The organism is Bradyrhizobium zhengyangense (assembly GCF_022012555.1).
Taxonomy (GTDB): Bacteria; Pseudomonadota; Alphaproteobacteria; order Rhizobiales; family Xanthobacteraceae; genus Bradyrhizobium; species Bradyrhizobium zhengyangense.
This window is the reverse complement of record NZ_JAKLTZ010000024.1, coordinates 1-23,608: the sequence shown is the minus strand read 5'-3', so window position 1 is coordinate 23,608 and position 23,608 is coordinate 1. Positions and strand designations below refer to the sequence as shown.

General features: G+C 63.4%; 22 protein-coding genes. 10 read left to right on the top strand and 12 right to left on the bottom strand.

Annotated features, from left to right (window positions below; translation table 11 throughout):
• Nucleotides 1–28 precede the first annotated feature (28 nt).
• The 4 genes from L6639_RS39245 to L6639_RS39230 all read right to left on the bottom strand — a co-directional run bounded on the left by L6639_RS39245 (nucleotide 29) and on the right by L6639_RS39230 (nucleotide 3,693).
• Nucleotides 29–1,318 (bottom strand): TRAP transporter large permease, encoded by a 1,290-nt coding sequence (locus L6639_RS39245; protein WP_237866805.1) that lies wholly within the window; start codon nucleotides 1,316–1,318, stop codon nucleotides 29–31.
• A 16-nt stretch (nucleotides 1,319–1,334) separates the two neighbouring features.
• Nucleotides 1,335–1,850 (bottom strand): TRAP transporter small permease, encoded by a 516-nt coding sequence (locus tag L6639_RS39240; protein ID WP_237866803.1) that lies wholly within the window; start codon nucleotides 1,848–1,850, stop codon nucleotides 1,335–1,337.
• An 87-nt stretch (nucleotides 1,851–1,937) separates the two neighbouring features.
• Nucleotides 1,938–2,942 (bottom strand): TRAP transporter substrate-binding protein, encoded by a 1,005-nt coding sequence (locus L6639_RS39235; RefSeq protein WP_237866801.1) that lies wholly within the window; start codon nucleotides 2,940–2,942, stop codon nucleotides 1,938–1,940.
• A gap of 55 nt (nucleotides 2,943–2,997) precedes the next feature.
• Complete coding sequence (locus L6639_RS39230) at nucleotides 2,998–3,693, bottom strand: GntR family transcriptional regulator (RefSeq protein ID WP_237866873.1); 696 nt, start codon at nucleotides 3,691–3,693, stop codon at nucleotides 2,998–3,000.
• Between the two features lie 418 nt (nucleotides 3,694–4,111).
• Here L6639_RS39230 and L6639_RS39225 point away from each other — a divergent pair, with 418 nt between their 5' ends.
• Nucleotides 4,112–4,918, top strand: coding sequence for an SDR family NAD(P)-dependent oxidoreductase (locus L6639_RS39225; protein WP_237866799.1), 807 nt, complete (start codon nucleotides 4,112–4,114; stop codon nucleotides 4,916–4,918).
• A gap of 9 nt (nucleotides 4,919–4,927) precedes the next feature.
• On the opposite strand, the gene L6639_RS39220 is transcribed toward L6639_RS39225, so the two are convergent.
• The 4 genes from L6639_RS39220 to L6639_RS39205 are packed head-to-tail and all read right to left on the bottom strand — an operon-like array spanning nucleotide 4,928 to nucleotide 9,213.
• Complete coding sequence (locus tag L6639_RS39220; protein WP_237866797.1) at nucleotides 4,928–5,626, bottom strand: molybdate ABC transporter substrate-binding protein; 699 nt, start codon at nucleotides 5,624–5,626, stop codon at nucleotides 4,928–4,930.
• On the bottom strand, nucleotides 5,623–7,752 hold the full coding sequence (locus L6639_RS39215) for a xanthine dehydrogenase family protein molybdopterin-binding subunit (protein WP_237866796.1): 2,130 nt from the start codon (nucleotides 7,750–7,752) through the stop codon (nucleotides 5,623–5,625). The genes L6639_RS39220 and L6639_RS39215 overlap by 4 nt, the downstream gene beginning before the upstream one ends.
• Complete coding sequence (locus L6639_RS39210) at nucleotides 7,749–8,219, bottom strand: (2Fe-2S)-binding protein (RefSeq protein ID WP_237866794.1); 471 nt, start codon at nucleotides 8,217–8,219, stop codon at nucleotides 7,749–7,751. The genes L6639_RS39215 and L6639_RS39210 overlap by 4 nt, the downstream gene beginning before the upstream one ends.
• Nucleotides 8,220–8,232: 13 nt before the next feature.
• Nucleotides 8,233–9,213 carry a tripartite tricarboxylate transporter substrate binding protein gene (locus L6639_RS39205; RefSeq protein WP_237866792.1) on the bottom strand — a complete coding sequence of 327 codons (981 nt, stop codon included), beginning with the start codon at nucleotides 9,211–9,213 and terminating at the stop codon, nucleotides 8,233–8,235.
• 213 nt (nucleotides 9,214–9,426) lie between these two features.
• Here L6639_RS39205 and L6639_RS39200 point away from each other — a divergent pair, with 213 nt between their 5' ends.
• Together L6639_RS39200 and L6639_RS39195 are read left to right on the top strand one after the other, a co-directional pair.
• Nucleotides 9,427–11,517, top strand: coding sequence for a molybdopterin-dependent oxidoreductase (locus L6639_RS39200; RefSeq protein ID WP_237866791.1), 2,091 nt, complete (start codon nucleotides 9,427–9,429; stop codon nucleotides 11,515–11,517).
• Nucleotides 11,518–11,640: 123 nt separating this feature from the next.
• Nucleotides 11,641–12,423, top strand: coding sequence for an enoyl-CoA hydratase/isomerase family protein (locus tag L6639_RS39195; protein ID WP_237866790.1), 783 nt, complete (start codon nucleotides 11,641–11,643; stop codon nucleotides 12,421–12,423).
• Nucleotides 12,424–13,219: 796 nt separating this feature from the next.
• Here L6639_RS39195 and L6639_RS39190 read toward each other — a convergent pair.
• Nucleotides 13,220–13,525, bottom strand: coding sequence for a hypothetical protein (locus L6639_RS39190; RefSeq protein WP_237866789.1), 306 nt, complete (start codon nucleotides 13,523–13,525; stop codon nucleotides 13,220–13,222).
• Between the two features lie 331 nt (nucleotides 13,526–13,856).
• Between L6639_RS39190 and L6639_RS39185 the strand changes: the two genes are divergently transcribed.
• A complete protein-coding gene (locus tag L6639_RS39185; RefSeq protein WP_237866787.1) occupies nucleotides 13,857–14,054 on the top strand; it encodes a hypothetical protein in 198 nt (65 codons plus the stop codon).
• A gap of 749 nt (nucleotides 14,055–14,803) precedes the next feature.
• On the opposite strand, the gene L6639_RS39180 is transcribed toward L6639_RS39185, so the two are convergent.
• Nucleotides 14,804–15,124, bottom strand: a complete 321-nt coding sequence (locus tag L6639_RS39180; RefSeq protein ID WP_237866785.1) for a hypothetical protein — start codon at nucleotides 15,122–15,124, stop codon at nucleotides 14,804–14,806.
• Nucleotides 15,124–16,917, bottom strand: a complete 1,794-nt coding sequence (locus tag L6639_RS39175; RefSeq protein WP_237866782.1) for an AAA family ATPase — start codon at nucleotides 16,915–16,917, stop codon at nucleotides 15,124–15,126. Before L6639_RS39175 ends, L6639_RS39180 begins: the two co-directional genes overlap by 1 nt.
• A gap of 77 nt (nucleotides 16,918–16,994) precedes the next feature.
• Between L6639_RS39175 and L6639_RS39170 the strand changes: the two genes are divergently transcribed.
• The 6 genes from L6639_RS39170 to L6639_RS39145 all read left to right on the top strand — a co-directional run bounded on the left by L6639_RS39170 (nucleotide 16,995) and on the right by L6639_RS39145 (nucleotide 23,400).
• Nucleotides 16,995–17,645, top strand: coding sequence for a hypothetical protein (locus L6639_RS39170; protein WP_237866781.1), 651 nt, complete (start codon nucleotides 16,995–16,997; stop codon nucleotides 17,643–17,645).
• A 301-nt stretch (nucleotides 17,646–17,946) separates the two neighbouring features.
• Entirely contained in the window at nucleotides 17,947–20,064 is a 2,118-nt protein-coding gene (locus L6639_RS39165; protein ID WP_237866779.1) for a replication initiation protein, read from the top strand.
• A gap of 453 nt (nucleotides 20,065–20,517) precedes the next feature.
• Entirely contained in the window at nucleotides 20,518–20,760 is a 243-nt protein-coding gene (locus tag L6639_RS39160; protein WP_237866777.1) for a hypothetical protein, read from the top strand.
• A 63-nt stretch (nucleotides 20,761–20,823) separates the two neighbouring features.
• A complete protein-coding gene (locus L6639_RS39155) occupies nucleotides 20,824–21,279 on the top strand; it encodes a hypothetical protein (protein WP_237866775.1) in 456 nt (151 codons plus the stop codon).
• 248 nt (nucleotides 21,280–21,527) lie between these two features.
• Nucleotides 21,528–22,172, top strand: a complete 645-nt coding sequence (locus tag L6639_RS39150; RefSeq protein WP_237866773.1) for a hypothetical protein — start codon at nucleotides 21,528–21,530, stop codon at nucleotides 22,170–22,172.
• A 682-nt stretch (nucleotides 22,173–22,854) separates the two neighbouring features.
• The gene (locus tag L6639_RS39145) at nucleotides 22,855–23,400 is read left to right on the top strand and encodes a hypothetical protein (RefSeq protein ID WP_237866772.1); all 546 of its coding nucleotides are present in this window, start codon (nucleotides 22,855–22,857) and stop codon (nucleotides 23,398–23,400) included.
• 5 nt (nucleotides 23,401–23,405) lie between these two features.
• Here the strand turns inward: L6639_RS39145 and L6639_RS39140 are convergent.
• Nucleotides 23,406–23,608: hypothetical protein (locus tag L6639_RS39140; RefSeq protein ID WP_237866771.1), on the bottom strand; the 203-nt coding region annotated here is incomplete at its 5' end.

Below are 23,608 nucleotides of genomic sequence, written 5' to 3'. Positions count from 1 at the left end.
CGGCGACGTCAAGCCGGCGCGGTCCGCTTCAGTGCAGGATGTGACGCGGCAGCCAGAGCGAGATCTCCGGCAGGTAGGTGACGAGCATCAGCACGAACAGCATGACGCCGTAGAACGGCCAGATCTTGCGCATGACCTCCTCGAGCGAGACCTTGCCGACGGCGCAGCCGACGAACAGGATCGCGCCGACCGGCGGATGGCACAGGCCGATGCCGAGATTGAGCAGCATGATCATGCCGAAGTGCACGGGATCGACGCCGAAATTCTGCATCACCGGCAGCAGGATCGGCGTGGCGATGAGGATCGACGGCGCCATGTCGAGCAGCGTGCCAAGCAGCAGCAAGAGGACGTTGAGCAGCAACAGGATGACGTATTTGTTGCTGGAGATCGACAGGAAGAACGCCGTCATCTTCGCCGGCATCTGCGTCAGCGCCATGATGTAGCCGACGGCGGAAGCGCAGGCGATCAGCGTCATCACCATCGCGACGGTACGCAAGGTCCGGTGCAGCAGCACCGGCAGATCGCGCCATTTGTAGTCGCGGTAGACGAACATGGTGACGAAAAACGCCCAGATGCAGGCGACCGCGCCGGCTTCGATCGCGGTGAATACGCCGCCAAGAATGCCGCCGAGGATGATGACGAGCGTGATCAGGCCCCAAGCTGCATCGATCGTGATCCTGATGGCATCCTTGGCCGGCACCGTGCGGCCGTGCGGGTGGCCCTCACGATAGGCAATCACCAGGCACAGCATGATCAGCGAGAAACCGATCAACAGTCCCGGGAAAACGCCCGCCATGAACAGCGCGCTGATCGAGATGGTGCCGCCGGTGGCAAGCGAATAGAGCACGGCGTTGTGGCTCGGCGGCACCAGCAGCGCCTGCACCGAGGACGAGATGGTGAGGTTGGTGGCGAAGACGCGCGGATAGCCGTTCTTCTCCATCTGCGGGATCATCACCGAGCCGATCGCCGACGTATCGGCCACCGCCGAGCCGGAGATGCCGCTGAGGAACGTGGTCGCCAGCACGTTGACGATCGACAGGCCGCCGCGCAGGCGCGTCAAGCCGACCAGCACGTCGGCAAAGGCAACCAGCCGCCGCGCCATGCCGCCTTCGGCCATGATGGCACCGGCGAGCACGAAGAATGGAATCGTCAGCATCGCAACCTTGCTGACGCCGTCCGAGATTTTCAGCATCAACGCTTCCAGGGGAATGCCGACCGACAGCGCACCGGCGATCGCCGCCATCGCCAGCGAATAGGCGATCGGCATGCCGATCAGGAAGCATACGATCATCGTGCCGAGGAGGATGAAGATGTCCATTGCGATGACTCCCGGCTCACTCGAAGGGGGCGGTTTCGGAATGCTTGCCGATCGGGTCGGGCGGCACGCCGAGGAAAATCCGTTCGATCACGAACAGGAGCAGACAGACGCCGCCGATCGGGATCGGCAGATAGGTGACGCCGACCGACAGCGAGGGGAAGTCGGCGATGCTGTTGTGCCAGGTGACCTCGACCAGGCTCTTGCCCCAGACCACCATGAACAGTGCGATCAGCGCCATCAGCAGTTGAACGAGGATCTCCGTTGCCCGCTGCAGCAGCGGAGGCAGCTTCTTTGCGAAATAGTTGACACTCATATGCAGGTTGAGCCGATAGCCGGCGGCGGCGCCGATGAAGGTCAGCACGATCGTCAGCAGCACCGCCATTGGCTCCGGCCATGAAGCCGCGCTGTTGAGCACGTAACGCGTGAACACCGCCCACGGGATCACCGCGGAGATCAGCACCAGCGCGATGCAGCCGACGATCACGCACAACAGGTAGAGAAAGTCCATCGCTCGGCGAAACAGTGCGGCCATCCTCGTTTCCTGCTCTGTCGGTGGTCCGGATTGTGAAGGCCAAAGCGCGGTGAGTGATCGCCGCGCTTTGGCTCTGTTTGAGCAAGCTTAGAGCGCCTGGATGCGCTGGATCATGGCCTGGTATTTCGGGCCATACTTGTCCCAGACCGGCTTGACCGCATCCTGGAATGGCTTCTTGTCGGCGATCTCCACGATCTCGCAGCCGGCGGCCTTGGCCTTCTCCATCGCCGTCGTCTCATACTTCTTCCAGAGCTCGCGCTCCTCGAGCTGGGCCTCGCGCGCAAACTTCTTGATCAGCGCCTGGTCGTCGGCAGACAGCGCGGTCCAGGATCGCTTGGAGAAGCAGAGGATCTCGGGGATGATCAGGTGCTCGGTCAGCGAGTAGTATTTCGCCGCGGTGTAGTGGTTGCTGAACACGTAACTCGGCGGGTTGTTCTCCGCGCCGTCGATCACGCCGGTCTGGAGCGATGAGAACACCTGGTCATAGCCCATCGCGATGCCGTTGCCGCCAAGCGCGTTGACCATGTCGATGAAGATCGGGTTGCCGATCACGCGAAGCTTCAGCCCGTGGATGTCGGCGATCGATTTGATCGGGTGTTTGGTGTTGTAGAAGCTGCGCGCGCCGGAATCCATCCAGCACAAACCGACCAGATTGGCGTTCGGGCTCGCCGTGATCTTTTCGAGCAGCTCCTGGCCGACGTCGCCGTCCATCATCTTCCAGGATTGGGCCACATTCTTGAACAGGAACGGCATGTTGACGACGTTGATGTCGTCGACGATCGGGCCAACCGCGCCGGCGCTGACGCGCAGCATCTGGATCGCACCGATCTGGGTTTGCTCGATCGTTTCCTTCTCCGCGCCGAGTTGTGCGGAGGGATAGGTCTGGATCGAGAGCCGGCCTTGCGTCGCTTCGGCGAGCTTCTTGCCCATGCTCTCGACGGCGGCAACTGTCGGGTAGCCGACCGGCTGCACGTCGGCAGCTTTGAACACGGCCTTGGTCTGGGCGCGGCCTGACGAGATCGGAGCAAGCGTGGCTGCGCCAAGTCCTGCGCCAAGTCCTGCACTCAATTTGATGAAATCACGGCGTCTCATGGTAGTCCTCCCTCATTATTTCTTCGGTGTGTGTCGTCGTCGACCGGAGATACGGTCATTCCGTGCTGGCGAAAAACTCCGGATTGGTATGTTGCGTCTCCGAGATGTCGCGGAGCAGCCGGTCGAGATGCCGCTCCATCGCAATCCCAGCACGTTGCGGGTCGCGCGCCTCGATCGCCGCGAGGATCGGCTCATGCTCGGCAATCACCTGCGTCATGCGCCCGGTGACCGGCAGCGTCAGTTGGCGATAGCGATCGACATGCACCTTCACATGCAGGATCAGCGTCCAGATTCCGGGATGTCTGGCGACATCGGCGATGGTGGCGTGGAACAACTCGTCGGCCTGGTGAAATGCAACACGGTCTCCAGCCGCATCCGCCTCGCGCTGACGTTCCACGATCGAGCGCAATTGCAGAACCTGGCTCGTCGTCGCGCGTTCGGCCGCGAGCCGCGCCGTCGTCTCCTCCAGAGCCTTGCGGATGATGATGGCCTCAGGCAGGGCGGCGAGCGGGATGCGGGAAACGAAGATGCCCGACTGCGGGAAAACGTCGAGCAGGCCCTCGTCGGAGAGCTTGAGGATAGCTTCGCGCACCGGCGTGCGGCTGACGCCATAGCTGAGCGCGATCTCGGACTCCGAAACCGCTTCGCCGGGCCGGCGTCGCATCGTGACCAATTCGCTGCGCAGCTCACTGTAGATGCGCGACGACGCCGTCGCCCGCAGCGGTGGCCGACCGCGGCGAGGACCGGTCATCGTTGAAGCCGAGGCCTCAGTCTTCTTCGTCGAACGGGCGGACATGCGTGCTCAGTCAATTGATATATTAGTATACGAGAGGGTCTGCGCGAAGATCAACTAGGAGGTTAGGAGGGGGTATTTCTGCTGCGTTGCAGCAGGAAGCGGCTGTCCTTGAACGGAAAGCCGAGCGCGAGATTTCTCTGGCGACCATGACGGATCTGTTCGCGCTCAAGCGCCCCTCCTTGAATCCATTTCCCCGTTGGCCTTCCTAAGGGCGCACGGAGTGGCGAGTCCAAGTTGAAGCGAGCATCGATCGATGCCGTTTTTGGATTGATGGGTCGGCTGCCGGGTGTACGAACGTTGTACGAAGACCTGTCGATCCCGGCCGTTTCGTGCGCAGCGAGCAGCCTGGCCGCAACAAGAAAAGGATGTGACCGTGACTGACTATCGCAAGCTCTTCGATCTCACCGGCAAGACCGCCGTGGTCCTTGGCGCCGCATCGGGCATCGGCAAATCGTCGGCCGAAGCGCTGGCAGGGCTCGGCGCCCGAGTGGTCTGCGCCGATCGCGCACTTGATGCGGCAGAGGCGACGGCCGTGGGCATTCGCGACAAGGGCGGCTGGGCCGAGGCGGCGAGCTGCGATGCTTCGAGCATTGCCGACGTCAATGCGCTCGCCAAGACCGTAATGCAGAAGTTCGCGCGGCTCGACATCGCCGTGACGACGCCCGGGCTCAACATCCGCAAGACCATTCTCGACTACACCGAGGAGGATCTCGACCGCGTCCTGGACCTCAACGTCAAAGGCACGGTCTGGTTTTTCCAGGCGTTCGGCCGCATCATGGTCGAGCAGAAGGGTGGCAGCATCATCGCCTGCTCCTCGGTGCGCGCGGTGACCATCGAGCCGGGCCTCGGAGTCTACGGCTCGACCAAAGCGGCGATCGGTTTGCTGGTGAAGGGCTTTGCCTCCGAGGTCGGTCACGCCGGCGTGCGCGTCAACGCGATCGCACCGAGCATCGTCGAGACTGCGCTGACCAGCCCGTTCAAGCAGCGGCCCGACATCTACAATCTCTACGCCGGCCACACCGTGTTCAACCGCTGGAGCAGCGCCGACGAGGTCGCCACGGCTGTTGCCTATCTCGCCTCGGATGCAGCGAGCTATGTCAGCGGCAGCACGCTGTTTGTCGATGGTGGCTGGACCGGAGTTGACGGCCCGCCGACCGGTCTCACCCAGCTGCACAAATAAGCTCCGCATCTAGCTCGCAAAACCCATGCGCTGGCGCAGGTCTCCGTGGTCTGCGCCGGTCAGCAGCGCGATCAGTGCCGCCGCTTCCTTCGGATGGACCGCCTGCGTGGCGATGCCGGCCGTGTACATCGTCACCAGCTCGCATCCCGGCGGCAGCGAACCCGATAGCGCGATGCCGTCGGTCGCGATGATCTCGGTCGCCTGGGTGCATCCGATCGGCCGCGACGCGGTGGACGTCGCCAACTCGCGCATCGCCGTTGCGCCGTTCGGGAATATCTTCAGGCGCGACGTGACCTCATAGGCGATGCCGAGCTGATCCAGCACCTTTGCAATGTGTTGGCCCGCGGTGGAGGCCCTGGTATCGGGGACGTAGATGGCGTCTGCGGACCGCAGGACGTCGCGCAGATCGGCTTCCGTCTTCACGGTCACCTTGTGGTCGCGGCTGCGGACCGCCAACGCGGTCTCGACCCGGCCGACATCGGAGATCGAGGAGGGGACGACAAGTTTCTCCGCCGTAAGCTTGGCAAGCAGAGCCTGCGTCAGGATGACGAGGTCCGCAGGCGTGCTTGCACGCAGCTTGTCCGCCATCACGCCGACAGCGCCGAATTCGCCGTCGATGCCAAAGCCGGTCTGCGCCCTGAAGGCCTCACTGAGGCCGCGCACCAGCCCTTGCGCCGCACCGCCGCTCAAGATGTTCACTGTCGTCACGATGCAAGCTCCATGGCTGCGATGATCTTGTCACGCGAGATCGGCAGGTCGCGCACGCGCACGCCGAGGCAATCGAACACCGCATTCGCGATCGCTGCCGTCACCGGGCCGTGCGCAGCTTCGCCGGCGCCGACCGGCTCGATCTCCGGCCGCTGGATGATCTCGACATCCACGGCCGGGACCTCGCTGAAGGTCAGGATCGGGTAGTCCGTCCACGAGGTCGAGGTGATGTGGGTGCGGTCGAAGCGGACGCGCTCCTTCAGCACCCAGCTCGTCGCCTGGATCGCGCCGCCTTCGATCTGGTTGATGACGCCATCAGGATTGATGGCCTCGCCGACGTCGACCGCAAGCGTCAGCCGTCTCACGCGGATATCGTCGGCGCCTTCGATCTCGGCAATCGCCGCGCAATAGGCGCCGGTGTTCTTGTAGCGGGCAAAGCCGATGCCGTAGCCGATGCCGGATTGCTTCCGCGGCTTCCAGCCTGCACGTCGTGCGACGGCGCGAATGACCTGGCGGGCCCGCTCGTCGCGGAGATGACGTAGGCGGAACGCGATCGGGTCTTCGCCGCGCAGGACCGCGATCTCGTCGAGCAGGGATTCGATCGCGAACACATTGCCCTGCGCGCCGAGGGTCCGCAGCGCCGAGGTGCGCACCGGCATGGTCAGCAGGCGATGGCTGGTGATGGTCCAGGCCGGGAGATCGTAGAGCGGAACGGCGTTGCGGTCGCCGCCGCCACCATTGGCGGCGGGCGGATTTGTCGAGATCATGCGCGGATAGGGATTGGCGATCTCGCCTGCCGCCAACAGTGCGGGCTGGGCCGCACGGCCTGGCCGCGCCGTGTGACCATTGCTCCAGATCGCATGACGCCAGCCGACGATCTCGTTGTCGGCATCGAGGTCGGCCGCGATCTCGATCGCCATCGCGGCCCCAAACGGTGCGTGGCACATCTCGTCGTGGCGCGACCACTGCACCCGCACCGGACGGCCGCCGGCCGCTCTTGCCAGCAGCACGGCATCGAGCGCGACGTCGTCAGCAGCATTGTGTCCATAGCAGCCAGCCCCTTCCATGTGCTCGACGACGATGTTCTCGGCCGGCAGCTTGAGCACGATCGCGAGATCGGCGCGGAGCAGATAGACGCCCTGGCTATGCGTCCAGACGTGGACACGGTCGCCGTCCCATTGCGCCATTGCGCAGGACGGCGCGATCGAGGCATGCGCGATGTAGGGGCGGGTGTATTGCCGGCGCAGTGTACGCGCAGCCCTGGTCGCATCCGCCGTCCTGGTGTCGATGATTGTCGTCTCGACCGGCTGGCTTTTCAGGAAACGCGCCAGATCGTTCTCATCAGGCAGCGGCTCGCCAGCCGACCATGTTGCGCCCTCGCGCAGGGCCTTCAGCGCGGCTTCAGCCGCAGCCTCGCTGTCGGCGACGACGCCGGCAAAACCGCCGTCGCGGACGATCGCGATGAGCCCGCGAACGGCGCGCGCAGGCGCCTCGTCGAGCGCGGTCAGTCTTGCGCCCGAGATGTCCGGCCGCAGCACGCGCCCGTGCACCAACTCGGGCAGTGCACGATCATGGATGAAGCGCGGCCGCGCGAACACTTTGTCGGGAATGTCGACGCGCTGAATGGAATGCCCGGCGACGCTGCGTGTGGTGGCGGACTTGGCGACTGTGCCAGGTGTTGCATCGCGATCGAGCGAGACGTCTCCGGCGAGCTCCCAATAGCTGGTCGAGACATTGCCGGGGCCGGAGATCATGCCATCCTCGACACCCAGCAGCGCCGCATCGACGCCGAGGCGTTCCGACGCTGCCGCGAGAAAGCGCTGGCGTACCTCCGCACAGGCGTGACGCAGCGCGCGGCCGGATTGCTGGATCGACAGGCTGCCGGAGGTGACGCCTTCGTTCGGGCTCACGGCCGTCGAGGCGCGGATCATCTCGATGCGGCCGATCTCGACGTCGAGCTCGTCCGCGGCGATCTGCGCCAGCGCCGTCACGATGCCCTGGCCGATCTCGACCTTGCCGGGCGAGATCGCGACGCGGCCTTCGGCGGTGAACCGTACCCAGGACGACAGTCTTGGGTTGGCGGCAAGGCTGTGCGGCAGTTTCGGACCGGGAGGCGGCGCACTCATGACGTGGCCATCTCCGATGCAGCGCGCAGCACGGCGCGGACCATGCGGTTATGCGACCCGCAGCGGCACAGATTGCGATCGAGCGCCGCTCTGACCTCCGCCTCCGTCGGAGACGGATTGCTGTTGAGCAGCGCTGCCGCGCTGATCATGATGCCCGAGACGCAATAGCCGCATTGCATCGCCTGTTCGGAGATGAAAGCGCGTTGCAGCGGATGCGGTTGCTCGATTGTGCCGAGGCCCTCCAGCGTGACGACATCCTTGTCCGCGACCGACCACATCGGCATATCGCAGGACGTCATTGCGTGGCCGCCGACCATCACATAGCAGGCTCCGCATTCGCCGGCGCCGCAGCCGAAATGCGCACCGGTGATGCCGAGCCGTCCACGCAGCACATCGAGCAGCGTCTGGTCTGGATCGGCGTCCACGGACATCGCAGCGCCGTTGAGCTGGAATTGAATGGTGGGCATGGCCGGCGTAGCCTCAGGACTTGTTGAATTTCTTGACGACGTCGGCCCATTTCGCGATGTCGCCGCGCAGGAATTTGTCAAACTCCTCCGATGTCATCGACATCGGTACGGCACCCTGCTCAGTCCAGAGCTTGACGATGTCGGGACGCTTCACCATCGCGGTGACGGCCGAGTTGAGCTTGTCGATGACGGGCTTGGGCGTGCCTGCCGGGGCCATCAGGCCGAGCCAGATCGTTGCCTCGTAGCCGGGAACGCCGGCTTCGCCGGCGGTCGGCACGTTCGGCAGCACGGCAGAGCGCTGCTGTCCGGTCGTCGCGAGCGCGCGGACCTGGTTCTCGCCGATGTTCGGCGCCATCGCCGGCACCGCGTCGATCATCATCTGCACCTGGCCGCCGATCACGCCGCTGCGGGCCTCGCCGCTGTTGCGGTAGGGGACGTGGACGACGTCGATGCCGGCCATGGCTTTGAACAGCTCTCCGGCCATGTGATAGGGCGTACCCTGGCCTGATGAGGCGTAGTTCAACATGCCCGGCTGCGACTTCGCAAGTGCGATGAACTCGGCAAGTGTTTTCGCGGGGACTTGCGGGTTCACCACGATAACGAGATCGGAATAGTTCACCGGCGCGATCGGCGCGAGGTCGCGCATCAGATCGTATTTGCGCTGCTCTGCCGTCAGCAGCGTTTCATTTGCGGTCTGGGTGTTGGACATCATCAGCAAGGTGTAGCCGTCGGCAGGGGACTTCGCCGCCTCGACGGTGCCGATGACGCCGCCGGCGCCGGTCCGGTTCTCGACCACGAAGGGCTGGCCGAAGCGCTCCTGGAGCGCCTGGCCGATCAGCCGGGCTGCGACGTCAGCCGGCCCGCCCGCGCCGAACGGCACGACGATGCGGACCGCGTGCGCGGGATAATCCTGCGCCGGGGACGGGCTTGCGGAAAATGCGGCGAGCAGGCCGGCGGCCAGCGCCAGCGAAATGTATCGGGCCCTCACACCCACCTCCCTGAACTCGTTCTTGTTGGCCCGCACTGTAGAGGGAGCGGACGCACACTGTCGACGCCTCACAAAGTCGATTTGATCGGGAATATCGGCCCGTTTTCGGTGTGTCCGCCCGGCATGGAACAGGCCGCGCGCCGGCTTTGAGCATTTTGCATGGGCAGTGCCGGATAAATGCCCTCGGCTCACAGGACTTTTGATGTTACGAAATAGTTCATGAACCAGCACGCCAAGATCGAGATCCGCCACTCCACCTGTCCGCACGATTGCCCGTCGGCCTGCGCGCTCGATGTCGAGGTGGTCGAGGGCCGCAGCATCGGCCGCGTCCGTGGTTCTAAGAAGCAAACCTATACGGCCGGCGTGGTCTGCGCCAAGGTCGCCCGCTATGCCGAGCGCATCCATCATCCTGAAAGGGTGATGTATCCGATGCGCCGAACCGGACCGAAGGGCTCCGGCCAGTTCGCTCGGATCTCCTGGGACGAGGCACTCGACGAGATCGCCGATCGCTTCAACCAGGCCGAGCGCGAGTTCGGCGCGGAGTCGGTCTGGCCCTACTACTACGCCGGCACGATGGGCCTGGTGATGCGCGACGGTCTCAATCGCCTCACGCATGTCAAAAAATATTCCCGCTTCTACCAGACCATCTGCGCCAATGTCGGGCGCATCGGTTTTGCGATCGGCACCGGCAAGATCGCCGGCGTCGATCCGCGCGAGATGGCGCTGTCGGACCTCGTCGTGATCTGGGGCACCAATCCCGTCAACACCCAGGTCAACGTGATGACGCATGCATCGCGTGCGCGCAAGGAGCGCGGTGCGAGAATCGCAGCCGTCGACATCTACGACAACGAGACCATGAAGCAGGCCGATATCAAGATCCTGCTGCGACCCGGCACCGACGGCGCGTTTGCCTGCGGCGTGATGCATGTGCTGTTCCGCGACGGCTATGCCGACCGCGCCTATATGGACAAGTACACCGATTGTCCCAATGAGCTCGAGGCGCATCTGAAGTCCCGCACGCCGGAATGGGCGTCGGCGATCTGCGGCGTGCCGGTCGCCGAGATCGAGGCCTTTGCCAAGGCTGTCGGCGAGACCAAGCGGACGTTCTTCCGCCTCGGTTACGGCTTTACCCGTTCGCGCAATGGCGCGACGCAGATGCATGCGGCGAACTGCATTCCCGCGGTGACCGGCGCCTGGCAGTATGAGGGCGGCGGCGCCTTCTTCAACAATTACGCGCTGTGGCATTTCAACGAATCCGTCATCGAAGGTCATGATGCGCTCGACAAGTCGGTCCGCGCGCTCGACCAGTCGCAGATCGGTCGTATCCTCACCGGCGATGCCGAGGCTCTGCTGGGCAAGGGGCAGGTCAAGGCGATGCTGGTCCAGAACACCAACCCGATGACGGTGGCGCCGGAGCAGGCGCTGGTCCGGCAGGGCTTTGCGCGCGAGGACCTGTTTGTCGCGGTGCATGAGCAGTTCATGACCGAGACGGCGCTGATGGCCGACATCGTGCTGCCGGCGACGATGTTCATGGAACATGACGACCTCTATTACGGCGGCGGCCACCAGCACATCTCGGTCGGACCCAAGCTGATCGATCCGCCCGGCGAGTGCCGCTCCAACCATCAGGTATTGCAGGCGCTGGCGCCGCGGCTTGGCGCGAAGCATCCGGGCTTCGAGATGACGCCGCGCGAGTTGATCGACACGACCTTGAGGCTCAGCGACCACGGCGACATCGCCACCCTCGAGGCCGATCTCTGGCGCGATCTGCAGCCGGATTTTCGCACCTCGCATTATCTCGATGGCTTCGCGCATCCCGACAAGAAATTCCACTTCAAGGCCGACTGGGCGCATCCGCCGTTCGGTCAGACCATGGGCGATTTCGACAAGATGCCGTCGCTGCCGGATCATTGGGCTGTCATCGAGCACAGCGATCAGGCCCATCCGTTCCGGCTCGCGACCAGCCCCTCGCGCAGCTTCCTCAACACCACCTTCAACGAGACCCCGTCCTCGCAGGCGCGCGAGGGCAAAGCGAGCGTGATGATCCATCCGCTGGATGCTGCATCGCTCGACATCGCCGACGGCGATGCGGTGACGCTCGGGAATATCAGGGGCGAGACCACGCTGATCGCGGCTCTGTTCGAAGGCGTGCGGCGCGGCGTGCTGATCGCGGAATCCGTGCATCCGAACAAGAATCATATCGGCGGCCGCGGCATCAACACGTTGACCGGCGCCGATACGATCGCGCCGATCGGGGGCGCCGCGTTCCACGACAACAAGGTCTGGATCAGGAAAGCAGCCGCTACCTGAGCTGCAGATTTGCGTCGAGGCGCTAAAGCGCCGCGGCCTTTCAGATTGCCCTTCAAATTGCCCTTGCACCTCGCTCCGGAGCTGCCGCAAATGGCTGCAGACAAGGAGCAAGGATCAAGCGTCATGACCGACACCACAGCCGTCATCACCAACAAGCGCGGACAGGCGTTCTGGATCACAATCAACCGGCCGGAGAAGCGCAACGCGCTGAACGGCGACGTCATCGCCGGCATCACGAAGGGCTATCGTGACGCGCATGACGACAAGGATGTTCGCGTCATCGTGCTGACCGGCGCGGGCGACAAGGCGTTTTGCGCCGGCGCGGACTTGCAGAATTCCGGCGCGGCTTTCGCGATGGATCACTCCAGGCCCAACGTCGACTATGCCGATCTGCTGCGCTTGTCGCAGAATGCCACCAAGCCCGCGATCGCGCGCGTCGGCGGCGTCTGCATGGCCGGCGGCATGGGTCTCTTGTGCATGACCGACATGGCGGTTGCGGCGGATCATGTCATCTTCGGCCTGCCGGAGGTGAAGGTCGGCGTGTTTCCGATGCAGGTGCTGAGCCTGTTGCAGGAGATCGCACCGCGACGCCTCGTCAACGAATGGGCGCTGACCGGCGAACCATTCGACGCGAAAGCCGCGAAGGACGCTGGCTTGCTCAACTACGTCGTACCCATGGCTGAGCTCGACGCCAAGGTCGACTGGTTGATCGGCCGAATCGTCGACAAGTCACCGACCGCGATCCGCCGTGGCAAATATGCGATGCGTGCCATCGCCGCGATGTCGTTCGACGAGAGCATCGCCTACACCGAAAGCCAAATCGCTCTGCTCGCGATGACCGAGGACGCCAAGGAGGGGCTGAAGGCGTTCGGCGAGAAGCGCAAGCCGGTCTGGACGGGAAAATAGGTTAAGATTTCATCGCGTGTGAGCCTGCGCGACAACGATGCTGGGACCGCACCGCCCATATCGGTGTGCGGAAGTTGTCGCTCATCCGGATGCTGGGCGGCGATCACTAGGGCGTCGAGCCTTCGGAGGTCAAGGGCGCAATTCGGATCCTGTGTCTTATTCCGTAACAAGCAGATGGCGCCCGGCTCCAACAAGGTAGAGGCCCCCCGCTCACGCTGGCGGGCTTTCTCAAAATAGCGATAATATCGGGGCCGAGGGCGGCGATCGTAATAGTCCTCGCCGTAGACCCTGTCGGCCCTGTTGAGACTGCGGAGGCACTGTCCTTGTCGGGTAACATTGCCATCCCGGATATCGATGTCTGCACCGTTGCCGCACGCGACGGGATATCTGCCGTAGCGATACCCATAACCTCGAGCCCGGCGATCATAATCCTGGGTCGGGTGTTCGAGACCCTCCCCGCCACCAAGAATACGGGCTGTATTGCTGCCTTGTCGAAATCTCCCAAGTTCGTACCACGCTTCGTACCCCCAAATTGCCCTGCAGAGCCTGAGGATTCGAATACGGACGGCAGGCAATGCGCCTCTTGCTCGGCACACCAAGATGGGTTGTCCATGCGCCCTAGGAGAAGGCCGAGCGCTTTACGCGGTGCCTCCTTTTGAGAAATGCTGACTCTTAATCAGCGGGTCCCAGGTTCGAGCCCTGGTGCGCCCACCAAGCATCTCCCTGAAATGGTTTGGTAAGCCCTCGCAACGCGACGCCGCATGGCGCGCGCCGGCGAGGCTGGGTAATAACTGGGTCACGATCGCATCGAGATGCGTTTCGCAATCCTTGAAGCGGCCCGGCCACAGTAATTGATTTTCGACATCAGGCCGTCTCGTAATGGCTTTTCGATGCGAGTAACAGATTTTCGACGGCTCACTTTGAGTTCCTTGCGCTTCGGCACCCGCCGCCCGCGCAGGAATCCCGCGCTCGCCTTGCGTAGACGTCGGCGAAATCCTGCCCGAGCAACCTGTTCGCGACGATCAGCGCCTTTATGGTAGAGTGCAGGATCGCCGCCGCACGCCCTGCGCGGCCGCGACATCCAACTCTGCAGCAGCTTCATCGACGAGACCGTGTTGCTCGACGGGGGCGGCCATGGCGACAGATTCCTAATTCGACGAGCAACTATTATGTCTCTATTTGTTCTTATGTCTAGGGCGAACGGTCATGGATCGCGCGATGGTTTTGAGACATCTGGAAGAGGCAGAGCGGCACGTCGTGCAGGGGCGGCGGCACATCGCGGAGCAGGAGGTCGGATCGCCGACCTCGCTAGCAACGGCCACGACACCGACGATGCCTTGATGTTGCTCGAGACCTTCCGACGTACGCGCATCCAGCACATCGAGCATCGCGACCGCATCATGAGAGAGCTGGACGACGATGCGGCCAGCTGAATGGCGTTCCCGAACGCGAAGCAGCAGAAGGCGGGGGAAACGGCGAGGCGCATGGCCGAGAACCAGCGCAAGTGCATCGGCGTCGAGGACGACGACGCCTGGTCGGCGGCGGTGCTGTCGGATTCCAGGGCAGCGACGACCAAGCCGCGCGCCGATCGCACGCTCGCGGAGATCAGGCCATCGGAGTTGAAAGTCTAGTGCCTGAAGCGCTTCCGCGTCGTCGAGATCGCTCGCGAGGAGGCGCTGCGCCGTTACGACGGCGGCTCACTCTGGAAGATGGTCGCGCTGCGGCTGCTCGCCGATGGCTGCGCGCATCGGACCGGGCGTTATGAAGAAAACGGCTGCTGGCCGGATTTCAGAATGTGAAGGATCGCGCGAGCCTCGGACGCACTACATTTGAATTTGTCGCGGATGTACCTGACGATCCACCTCGGTGCGAATCCGATAGACGTATACAGGCCGGTGCCCGTCATGGCGACCATTGCGATGTAGAACATCACGAGCGCTCCTTGGTGGTCCTACGAAGGGCCTCCAGAACCCTTGCCGCAGATTTTTCGCGCGTTGTGAGGCTAAGGCCTTAGAAGAGGCGATCGCACGCTATCTTTAGCCTTGCGCACACTGCGAGGTATGGCTTCAATCGCGCATGCTATGTGAAGGGAACTCGAGTTAGCTGCCGTCACCAGAAGGCGTCGTCGCAGAGCGCCCAACGGAGCTCGCCGTCGATCCAGAGGATTTCTCCCGTCCAGGTCATCCGGCCATCGCCGCCGCGACCAATCAGCGTCTCGGCGCGCGCCCATCCGGAGACCTCGGTGTCTCCGGATACGCCAGCAGGTCGACAGCGAAGCGACAATTCGACAGCCCGCGCCTGCGAACTCGCATGTCGATTTCATCGTTCGTCGGCTGCCATCCCGTCTGCAGCCTTTCCAGCAGGCGTTCCATCTGGGGCGTCATGTGTCGATTGCATCTATCGGGATCTCGGTGCCCGCCGGCTGTCCGAGCGTCCACACGCGTGACATCGTGCGCGCCCAGCGGCCCTTGCGATCGAGCCACACGACAGCGCCGGTTGTGGTCGGCTTGCCGTCCGGCACGCGCGGATGGCCGAACGGAATTCCTTGCAGCGTCATCGCGTATCGAAAGCCGGGGCCTCGCTCGACTGCTGGCCTCCACTCTTCTAGATGTGGCGCCTTCTCGAGAACGTCAGCCGACGGCTCCTCGCCGCGCAGGTACGACTCCACGTCGTTGAGCAGGGACTTCTCCTCGATCGACATCAGTGTCTCCTCGCGCATGCATCGCGGGCTTCCAGCGTGGCGGCGACCAGTCGCTGCAGCTTGCGCATCGAGAACCTCTCCCGCGCCCAGGCACGGCCGAGGATCTCCAGCTCGTCGGCGGCGAGGGGCTCCTCGCAGCTGCGGGCGTCGTCCTCGGCGGCGAGATCGCGCATCACCAGGGCCGCTAGCCGCGGGAGGTGCGCCAGTGTCGGCGCCGGTATTCGAATTACCCGCATCCGGTCGCGCAACTGCGACGGCAGGCGCTCCACGGAGTTAGCGGTGGCCAGGTGGATCACGTGGCTGAGGTCGAGCTCCGCATCGATGCTACTTTCACGATATCTACACGAAGTTTCAATCTCAAGGTGAGGGGTCATGGCGCTCCATAGGTTTCCGTTGTGGTCGCCAGTTCCAGCCTTGCAGATCTCATCAACGCACGCGATCGGATTGGCCGTTTTCGAGGCCATGATCGCTCGTGCTGGCACGCTCGCTTGCGCGCTCGACCAGCCCTTCGGCGTCCCTCCGTACATGCCGTCGAATGCTGACGCAGCGTCGAACCGATAGATGTACATTTCCGGCGAGATGGCCTCGGCCAGTCGCCTAACCAGGCGCGTCTTGCCTGTGCCCGGCTGCCGCGACGCCAGCAGAGTCGGCTTGATGCGCACAGGCTCGCCGCTGCGCAGATCCTGCGTCAGCATCGCGACCTCGCGCCACGCGTGCGGATACTCGTCCTGCAGGCGCTCGCGCACCTCGGCGGCGTCGCGGCAGATCACGAGCGGCAGCGCTTGGTCGCGCAGGTCCTTCCAGCCCTGCGGCAGACCACGCTCCTCGGCGCGATCTTTCCGCATCACGACAACGGACGGGCCAACGGGCCGCGATTCCTTCAGCGACAGCAGAGAAGGATCGCCGTCGAACTCGGCGAGTGGCGCGCTGTGGTACTCGTGTCCCGCGGTTTTCATGTCAGCAATCCTGAAGATCGAGGTGTCAGAATCTTCCCATCGCCCAGCGGCCCCCAGCCACCAAACCGCGAGCTTCGCGTGCAGCAGATCCTGCAGTCCGGCGTCGCTCACGACAGACCGCTTTTCCAGCGACCAAGTGAGTTGCGGCATGACCGCCTGGAACGAGGGCGGGCGACGCGGATCGCACATCATCATCTGCCATGCGAGCGCGAGATCGCCGCACCATGCGACACCTTGCGACCACAGCATTTCGACGTGCGTATTGATCAGATCGCGCTGCACCTTTCGGTCGGATTTCCTCGGGGGTGGCCAAGCGTCGACGTCGTTGCCGGCCTGCCGCTTGTTCTCTTCCGATAACCATGAGAAGGCATCGTCCCACCTTGCGCAGTCGAGGAGCTCGACGCACGCCGGCATTCCGCTGGCCACGATGTTTTCCCGGGTGGCGGCGCGGAAGAAGTCGTCGTCGTCGACTTCGATCCTGCCGCACGCGATGTCGTCCCATGTCCGCAGGTGTGCGAGCGCCACTTGCGTGTCGCCCTTCGCTCCAGTCAGCAGCGCCATGCAGCCTTTGACGACCGACTGGATCACGAAAGGCGCGTCGGTTCGCTGCAAAGACAGCATCTGCCACGCCAGCGCGATGAGCGGGTCGACCGCCTTGATGCAGGTTGCCAGCCTGCCGACGGCTCCGGCGCTGACGTCGCGCAGAGTGCCATCGGGAAGCAGATTCAATTCAACGCCTGCGAGGGCCGTGCGCTCGGTTGCAGACCGCAGCGCAACCCAGCGGTTGGGTGAGCGCACGAAAGCCGCGAGCCACATCAGCATCTGCTCATTACTCATCGGCGGTCCTCCGGACGCTCCGGCCGCGGCGGAGCGCTCTCCGCGCGGTCCTCCTCGATCAGGCGCAGTAGCTCGGCATGGCGGCGGCGGAGGGCTGTAGACGAATCCTTTGCAGTCATGGTCTAACTCTCCTGTACTCCGTGTCGCCGATAGTCGTCGTTGTACATACAGTCTCTGTACACTTCGATCTCGGTCCGCACAAGGGAATCGGCCCGGCGATCCGGGCCGATTCCGGCCCTCAGAGCAAGGATTCGAAAAACATGGCTAAGGATTCGGAAATACCGAGGCCGGTTCCGCTGCCGCGACCCAAGCGCGACAGGAAGGCGCCGACCCGGAAAAAATCCGGAGTCAGCCCTGAGGGCCTCCGCGACGGGCGCCTGGTCATGCGCGTCCAGCAATCCCTCAATGATCTTTTGGACATTCGGGCGAAGGAAAAAGGCGAGAGCCGCTCGAGGTACATCGAGCGCCTTTTGGTCGCATTCCTGCAGGCCGATCCCAGGAACCCCGTGCTCGATCCTTGGGGCCGCATCCTGAGCGACGGGCCCGCGATCTCGAAGGCGGCCGACCCTGTGAAGTTCGGGGCCGCCTGGGCCAGGTTCGTCGCCCTCAACGACAGCCTGTTCGACTTCAGACCGCCGGATCGCTGGCTCGAAGAGCCGCCGGGGTTCATCAATGAACAGCGCGGCGGGCACATTCTCGAAGAGGACATGCCGGACGATGAGGGGTGAAACCTTCGAGTCTCGGATATTCAGAGAAGTCGAATTGTCGCCCGGAAACCTGCCAATGGATGTCCTTCCCGCGATTCAATGATGGCAACTCGGCACGCCGAACGTCGCTCTGGAGCGTTAGCTTCCCACCCAATGATGGCAACTATTACGCTGATTTCCCTAGGTAATTTCGTCTAGAGCGTTGACATTCTGCCAGAGCGGCCCCTAGGATTCGGGTCCATCATCCGGAAATCGAATGCTTAAAGCCACGACAGCCCAGTCGACCCCGCCCGCCGCGACCCCTGCGGCGTTGGTCGATCCGTTGCTCGACATCGGCTGGAACACCGCACCCGTTCAATCGGCCGCCGCCGATCTCGACGAGGATGTATTCGAGACCTTGAAGCGCCGCCTGGCGGAGGTGGCGGACCCGGATGCGCCCTCGTGGGAGGGCCGCGAGCGGTTTCCGCTCATGCGTAAGGATTGGGATTACCTGACGGCGACTTACGGCCCGCTCATCAACCATGTCCCCACCGTCACGGTCTTCAAGGGTCGGCAGCAGACCGTGCTGACCGGCCCGCTTGAGGCGGATGCACGCTGGACCGTGCCGCCGGAGCTCGGCGTCGATCGCGAGGCTGGCTGGATCCGCTTCATGACCGAGCGCGACAAGGCTGCCGCCGACGCGGACATGAACGCCTGGATGCGGTTCGCCTCGCGCATCGACATCATGGACGAGGAGGACACGGGCCCGACGCGCGGCGGCGAGATCCCCGAGCACGTCCTCCAAAAGATGCAGCGTCCCGCCAAGGACCGCGCGGCGATCCGTGAGCGCCTGCAACGGTTCACATACACGGCGTCGTTCTGCTCGATCGCCGGGCGGCGCTACGAATCCTTCTCCGAGACCTTCGTGTGTCCGAAGACCGGCCGCATCATCTCGTTGCGCTCGAAACTGAATATCGTGGGGCTCGAGCTGTTCAACAAGCGCCTGCCGAAAAATGCGGAGTACGGCAACGACAAGACGCGCGTCGTCACTCCGAAGGAGACCGGCATCGAGCCGATCTTCCTGCGCGATCAGCCCTACATCACCATCGGCTACTGGACGGTGCGGGGCCAGATCGCCGTCGACCTCGACAACGTCTGGCCGGACCTCGCAACGCTGCGCAAGGAACTGCTGAAAGCGCTGGGGCCGCAGCTGTTCCCGAACGTCATCGTCTATCGCCTGAACGCAGCCGGAGAGGTGGAGAACCCGCACCTGATCTGGATTCTGCCTCCGGATTTCGAGGTCGGAGTGTGCGGGAAGTCCAGGTCCAAGCCTGTGCGGACCTACAATATGGTGCAGCGCGCGCTGACGTCGCACCTGATCCCGCTCGGCGCGGACGTCGGTTACCTCAACGTCGGAAAAGTTAAGAATCCCTTGTCTCCCTATTGGTCGATCGCCTGCAGCGACGAGAACTTCTGCACACTGCAGGACTTCATTGATCACCTGCCGACCGTGAGCACCAACGAGAAGGAGATGCGTCGCCGGGCGGCCAAGCTCCGCGGCTGCGCCGTCGAGGACCTGCCGATCTCGAAGCGCGACTATCACACCGTCACCGAGATCTTCCGCGCCGAGATCACGGCCGGCTTCCGCTCCAAGTGCGCCGAGTTCACGGCGGCCCGCGAGTCCGAGACCGCCTTCCGCGCCTGGGCCGAGAAGCACGTCGTGCCACGAGTCCTTGCTGTCGCAGACACGTTCGAGATCCGCAGCATTCTCAAACGGCAGATCGACTCGCGCAGCGTCAATCGGCCGTCCCGCCGAACCCGCCAGTACGACGGCGACAATCGCTTCCGCGATCTCGAGCTCTACAACGGCCCGGAGTTGACCGGGGCGGAGCTCCCGGAGGCCCGAAAGAAGCAGGGTGACAATCGCAAGAAGCTGGCCGGCACCATCACGAGTGCCAACCGGGGCGCGGCATCGCGCGCGATCATGCACGATCAGGTCGCGCTCTTCGAACGCGTCGGCGGTGACCTGAACGACGAGGCCGCAGTCGCGTCCTGGATCATCAAATCCGGAAAGCTGGGAAAATCAACGGTCTACAAGTGGCTCGAGGTCGTTTTGATCCGATTCCGCGATGCTTCCAGATATATAGCCAAGCCTGATACCCACATCGATGCGTCTCCCGTCATCCAGGAACCTGAGGTCACCAGCACCTCCGAGCCCCGGGATCCGGCCATCGAGACCTCCGAATCCACCTTAGAGCCGGCCTCCGGAGGCCCCAGCGAGGCCAAACCAACCGCGTCGGGCCCGAAGACTGACCCGGCACGTCGTCTGCTGCGCGACATCGACGATGACCCCGACCTCCGGGCCGTCGAGATCATGCGCCTGTACGGGGCCGCCGCGTCCGCGCACCGTCGCCGGGCCTTCCGGCCTTCCGCCCCGCCGGTGAGCCGTACCCTGCATTGAAGCATCCGGACGACCTCCGGGCCTGCAGTCCGGCCTTCCGGCCCAAATCCCATACTCCTCTCCGCCGGTGATCCGGTCGCGCCATGCGGGTCTTCCAGGCGCCAAGCGTGCCGGAGCCGGTCACGACCAGCGGAGCTCGGAGCACCGGCCAAGCCTCGCCTTGATCCTTGCCGACGCGCCCCGTAATCCTCCGGGGGTTGTAGACACGCCGTGTCCGGGGAATCCAGAATGCATCCATCAGAGATCGACCGCATCGTAGCCTCCATCGATCAGACGAAGAGGACGGAGCACTGGCGCGACAACGACTGCCGTCCGGACAGTCGACCCTTCAAGCCCAAGTCGACCGGCCGGCGCGTGCCTCCGGAGATCGTGCGCGCGCAGACGCGTTTGAGGTCCGCGGCCTGGAGGAATCGGATGGATCGGCTCCGCGCACCATCATCCCGGGAGATCGGAATGGCGCTCGTTCACTCGCTGATCACCAGCCGTCTTTCGGAGATGACCTGGACGGATAGAGATCTTGTTCAACGTGCGTTGTTGGACCTGCACGGGCGCGGGTTTTCCATCGAGCAGGCCAAGAAGACCTTGCGTCGCATGCGGACGCGCTACGTCGACGCAGCTGTCCGGGCCGGCGAAGCGGATGAAAACTGCGGGCCGGCGATCGGACTACCGGGCGGGAAGAACGACATGCCGTTCTGATCGGCGTGACCGGTCACGTTCCGCTGTAGTTTAAATTAATGCCCGCGCGGCCTCCTGCTCCGCATGAAGAACAGGCCGCCAGCAAAAACTCTCGCCAAGCGCAAGCGTGCGCAGCGCCAGCGCATGAGGGAACGAGGTCAACTGGACGCGCAGACGTTCGACGCGACGCTGCGCGACCCCGTCCTCGGACTCTACCAGTCCGGCGAGCCCTCGCTCGACATTCGGGATCTCGTGCGGGCGGTGGTCACCCGCTTGGCGAATGCCGACGGGACGACCGACCGCGGATGCAGGGAGACCGTGCGCGCTGCTGACGAAGGCGTAGGCCGGAGGGCGGACCGGTGCTGCAGTTTGACCTATGGCCTGAACAAGGACAGGACGCTCGCCCCCTTGGTCAAGTACGCCCACCGACACGCCGTTCAGCCTGCGCAGGGGCCTGTACCAGAAGGAATGGATCTGGCCCCGGACGTTCGCCGCCTGTCGAAGGACAGTTGGCGGACTCATCGCCGGTCACGAGAGTAGAGAGAGAAAGCTTGCGCGCATTTGTGCGCGATGACCCTGAACTAGGCAGCTTGTATTGGTGGTCGCTGTGCCGACCGGGAGAGTGTGATCGGAGGAGAGAGGCGTGTTTGTCCTCAGCGTCAGACTCGCCGCCTAGCGATAGCGCGGTTTCTTTAACTGTCCGCCACTTTTTGCGCTCGTGTGGTTGATCTTTGCTCGCTGTGGCGCGATCGTATTTTTGAGATCGCCGTGAAGCAACGAGAGATGTCATGAGAGCAGTTCTAATCGATCCGACCGCAAAGACGATCGATGTCATCGAGTCACAGTCAGTCCGCGAAGCCACAATTCGTTTTTTTAGCGAGAAGCCGGCGACGGTTCTGAGGCTTCCGCGGGGCGACGTTGTGCTCGCTGCCAAAGCCGCGGGGGGAGACGGTTTTATCCTCGGCGGGTCGCGTCCGATAGGTGGACCTGCACTAGTCGTCGGCTGCAGCGTAGATTCGGGCGAGCGCGCGTCCGCACTTGTGGATCCATCCCACGTAATTCAGATGGTGCGTTGGGCCTCGATCGAGGAATTCAAGACGGCGGATAAGCAGGCCTTGGTACGCGCTATCGAGATTGACCCCGAGCGGCAGTCGATTGAACCGGTATCCATCGCGCCGAAGATGCTGGCTTTGCAGCATCGGCTCGGCGGCGAGATCAGAGTTTGCTACCGCGCTCCAGGAAGTGATGTTGTGCTCTGCCGAGTGGATGCTATGACTGATCGCTATGAGTGGCAGAAAGACGATGCGGTTTTCCGCGGCCGCTGCCTCGTCATTGGACTTGATGGGCGGAAGCGGTTTTCCGGTGCGGCGGTATCGTTGGCGGAGCTAAGAGAAGACGTTTCGTTCCGAGTGGCGACTATGGCCCGCGCCTGAGCCATGGCGCCACGGGCCGAATCTTTCGATCTCGTCGTGCTCGGATCCGAGCCTGGCGTTGCCTAGCCATGCTGACGTAGTCGCAACTCTGGACTTCCCGTTCTGCAAGAAGCCGGCGCCGTCATGCGAGGATTACCGTTGCACAAAGATCATGGAAACCCGTATGCGCGCCAACCGCCCCGCTTCGTGGGAGGACGGCGCAACCAATCATGTCGACCTCACGCTTCGCTTGCATCTAGAGCATCCAATCTCAGCCGGGCGCACCCCCGTCGATTGATCGAGGGTCGGTGACGGTTGGTTCGACCGTCGGCGGCACCTATGCGCTCGGTCCAGCTTTCGCGCAGAAGCCGATCGGCACGACCGTTGCTCCACCAAGTCCCAGCGGCCCTGATGAAGCCATGCGCACCACTCTGTTAAGCGACGTTAACTCTGTCCCAAACATCAAGAGTTGCCCCCTTGATGCCATCGGTCCGTCACGCTAATTTTCGCGTGCTCATCGACGAAAGTGTTGGTGGGCTGAACCTCCACTTTCGGTGGTGGCTTATTTCCGCGTTCGCGCGGGTCTGTCAGTCATATTCCGCGTTCGCGCGGGTTTTCAGGCTCTCGCCTGATGGCGGATGCTGCCGTGATGGTTTCGCGGCGGCTAAGTCACTAATTCACTAACCCGAAACATGGAGTTCACATGAAGATCGCTTACTATCTCCCCACTAACTCTGACGCCTTGGCGCCTCTGTTCGTCGACGACGGCGGAGAAATCTTGCGTGCTGTCTTGCAGCTCGATTGCAGGACGGGCCAGGTTACCTACGATGTCGGGGATCAGCTCGCTGACGACGAGGTTCTCGGGCATGTCTTTCGCTGGACGGTTCCGTCGAACGTGCTCGGCTGCCGACTGGAGAGCATCGCCCATGAGCTGATGCCACAGCTCCAGCGCGTGTTGGACGGCTACATGCAGGAGCTCGATACGGATTACGCTGAGTTGGGCGACGACGCGCAGCGGGCCCGAGCTTACATTCAGCACCGCTTGTCGGAAGAAACGTTCGTTTCGGAAGATCTCGCAACGGTGTGGACGGCGGACGAACTGGCCGAGCGCGCGGAAGAGATCAGCGCCGACCTGACCGATGACGAAATCGATAAGCTCGCTGAGGAGTACAGCGAGCACTACTCGGAGGACGGCCTGATCCTCGGCTGCGTCTCCGAGGCTTTCCGGGAGCGTCGCGATGCCTCGTAAGTAACCTACAGGCCCAGATCAGATGAAGCCCGCTGTCCGCGACGGCGGGCTTTTCGCTGTGTCGTGAAGATTACGGAACTGGACGCGAGCTGGAATGTCGTATTAGCACTACTTTGGCAGAATGTGTTTTGGCCGCTGTTTTTCAAGGATTTGCTTTCGGCAATATGGGCATTGCTGAGACGGCGGCCGAAGGATGAGATCGACGATG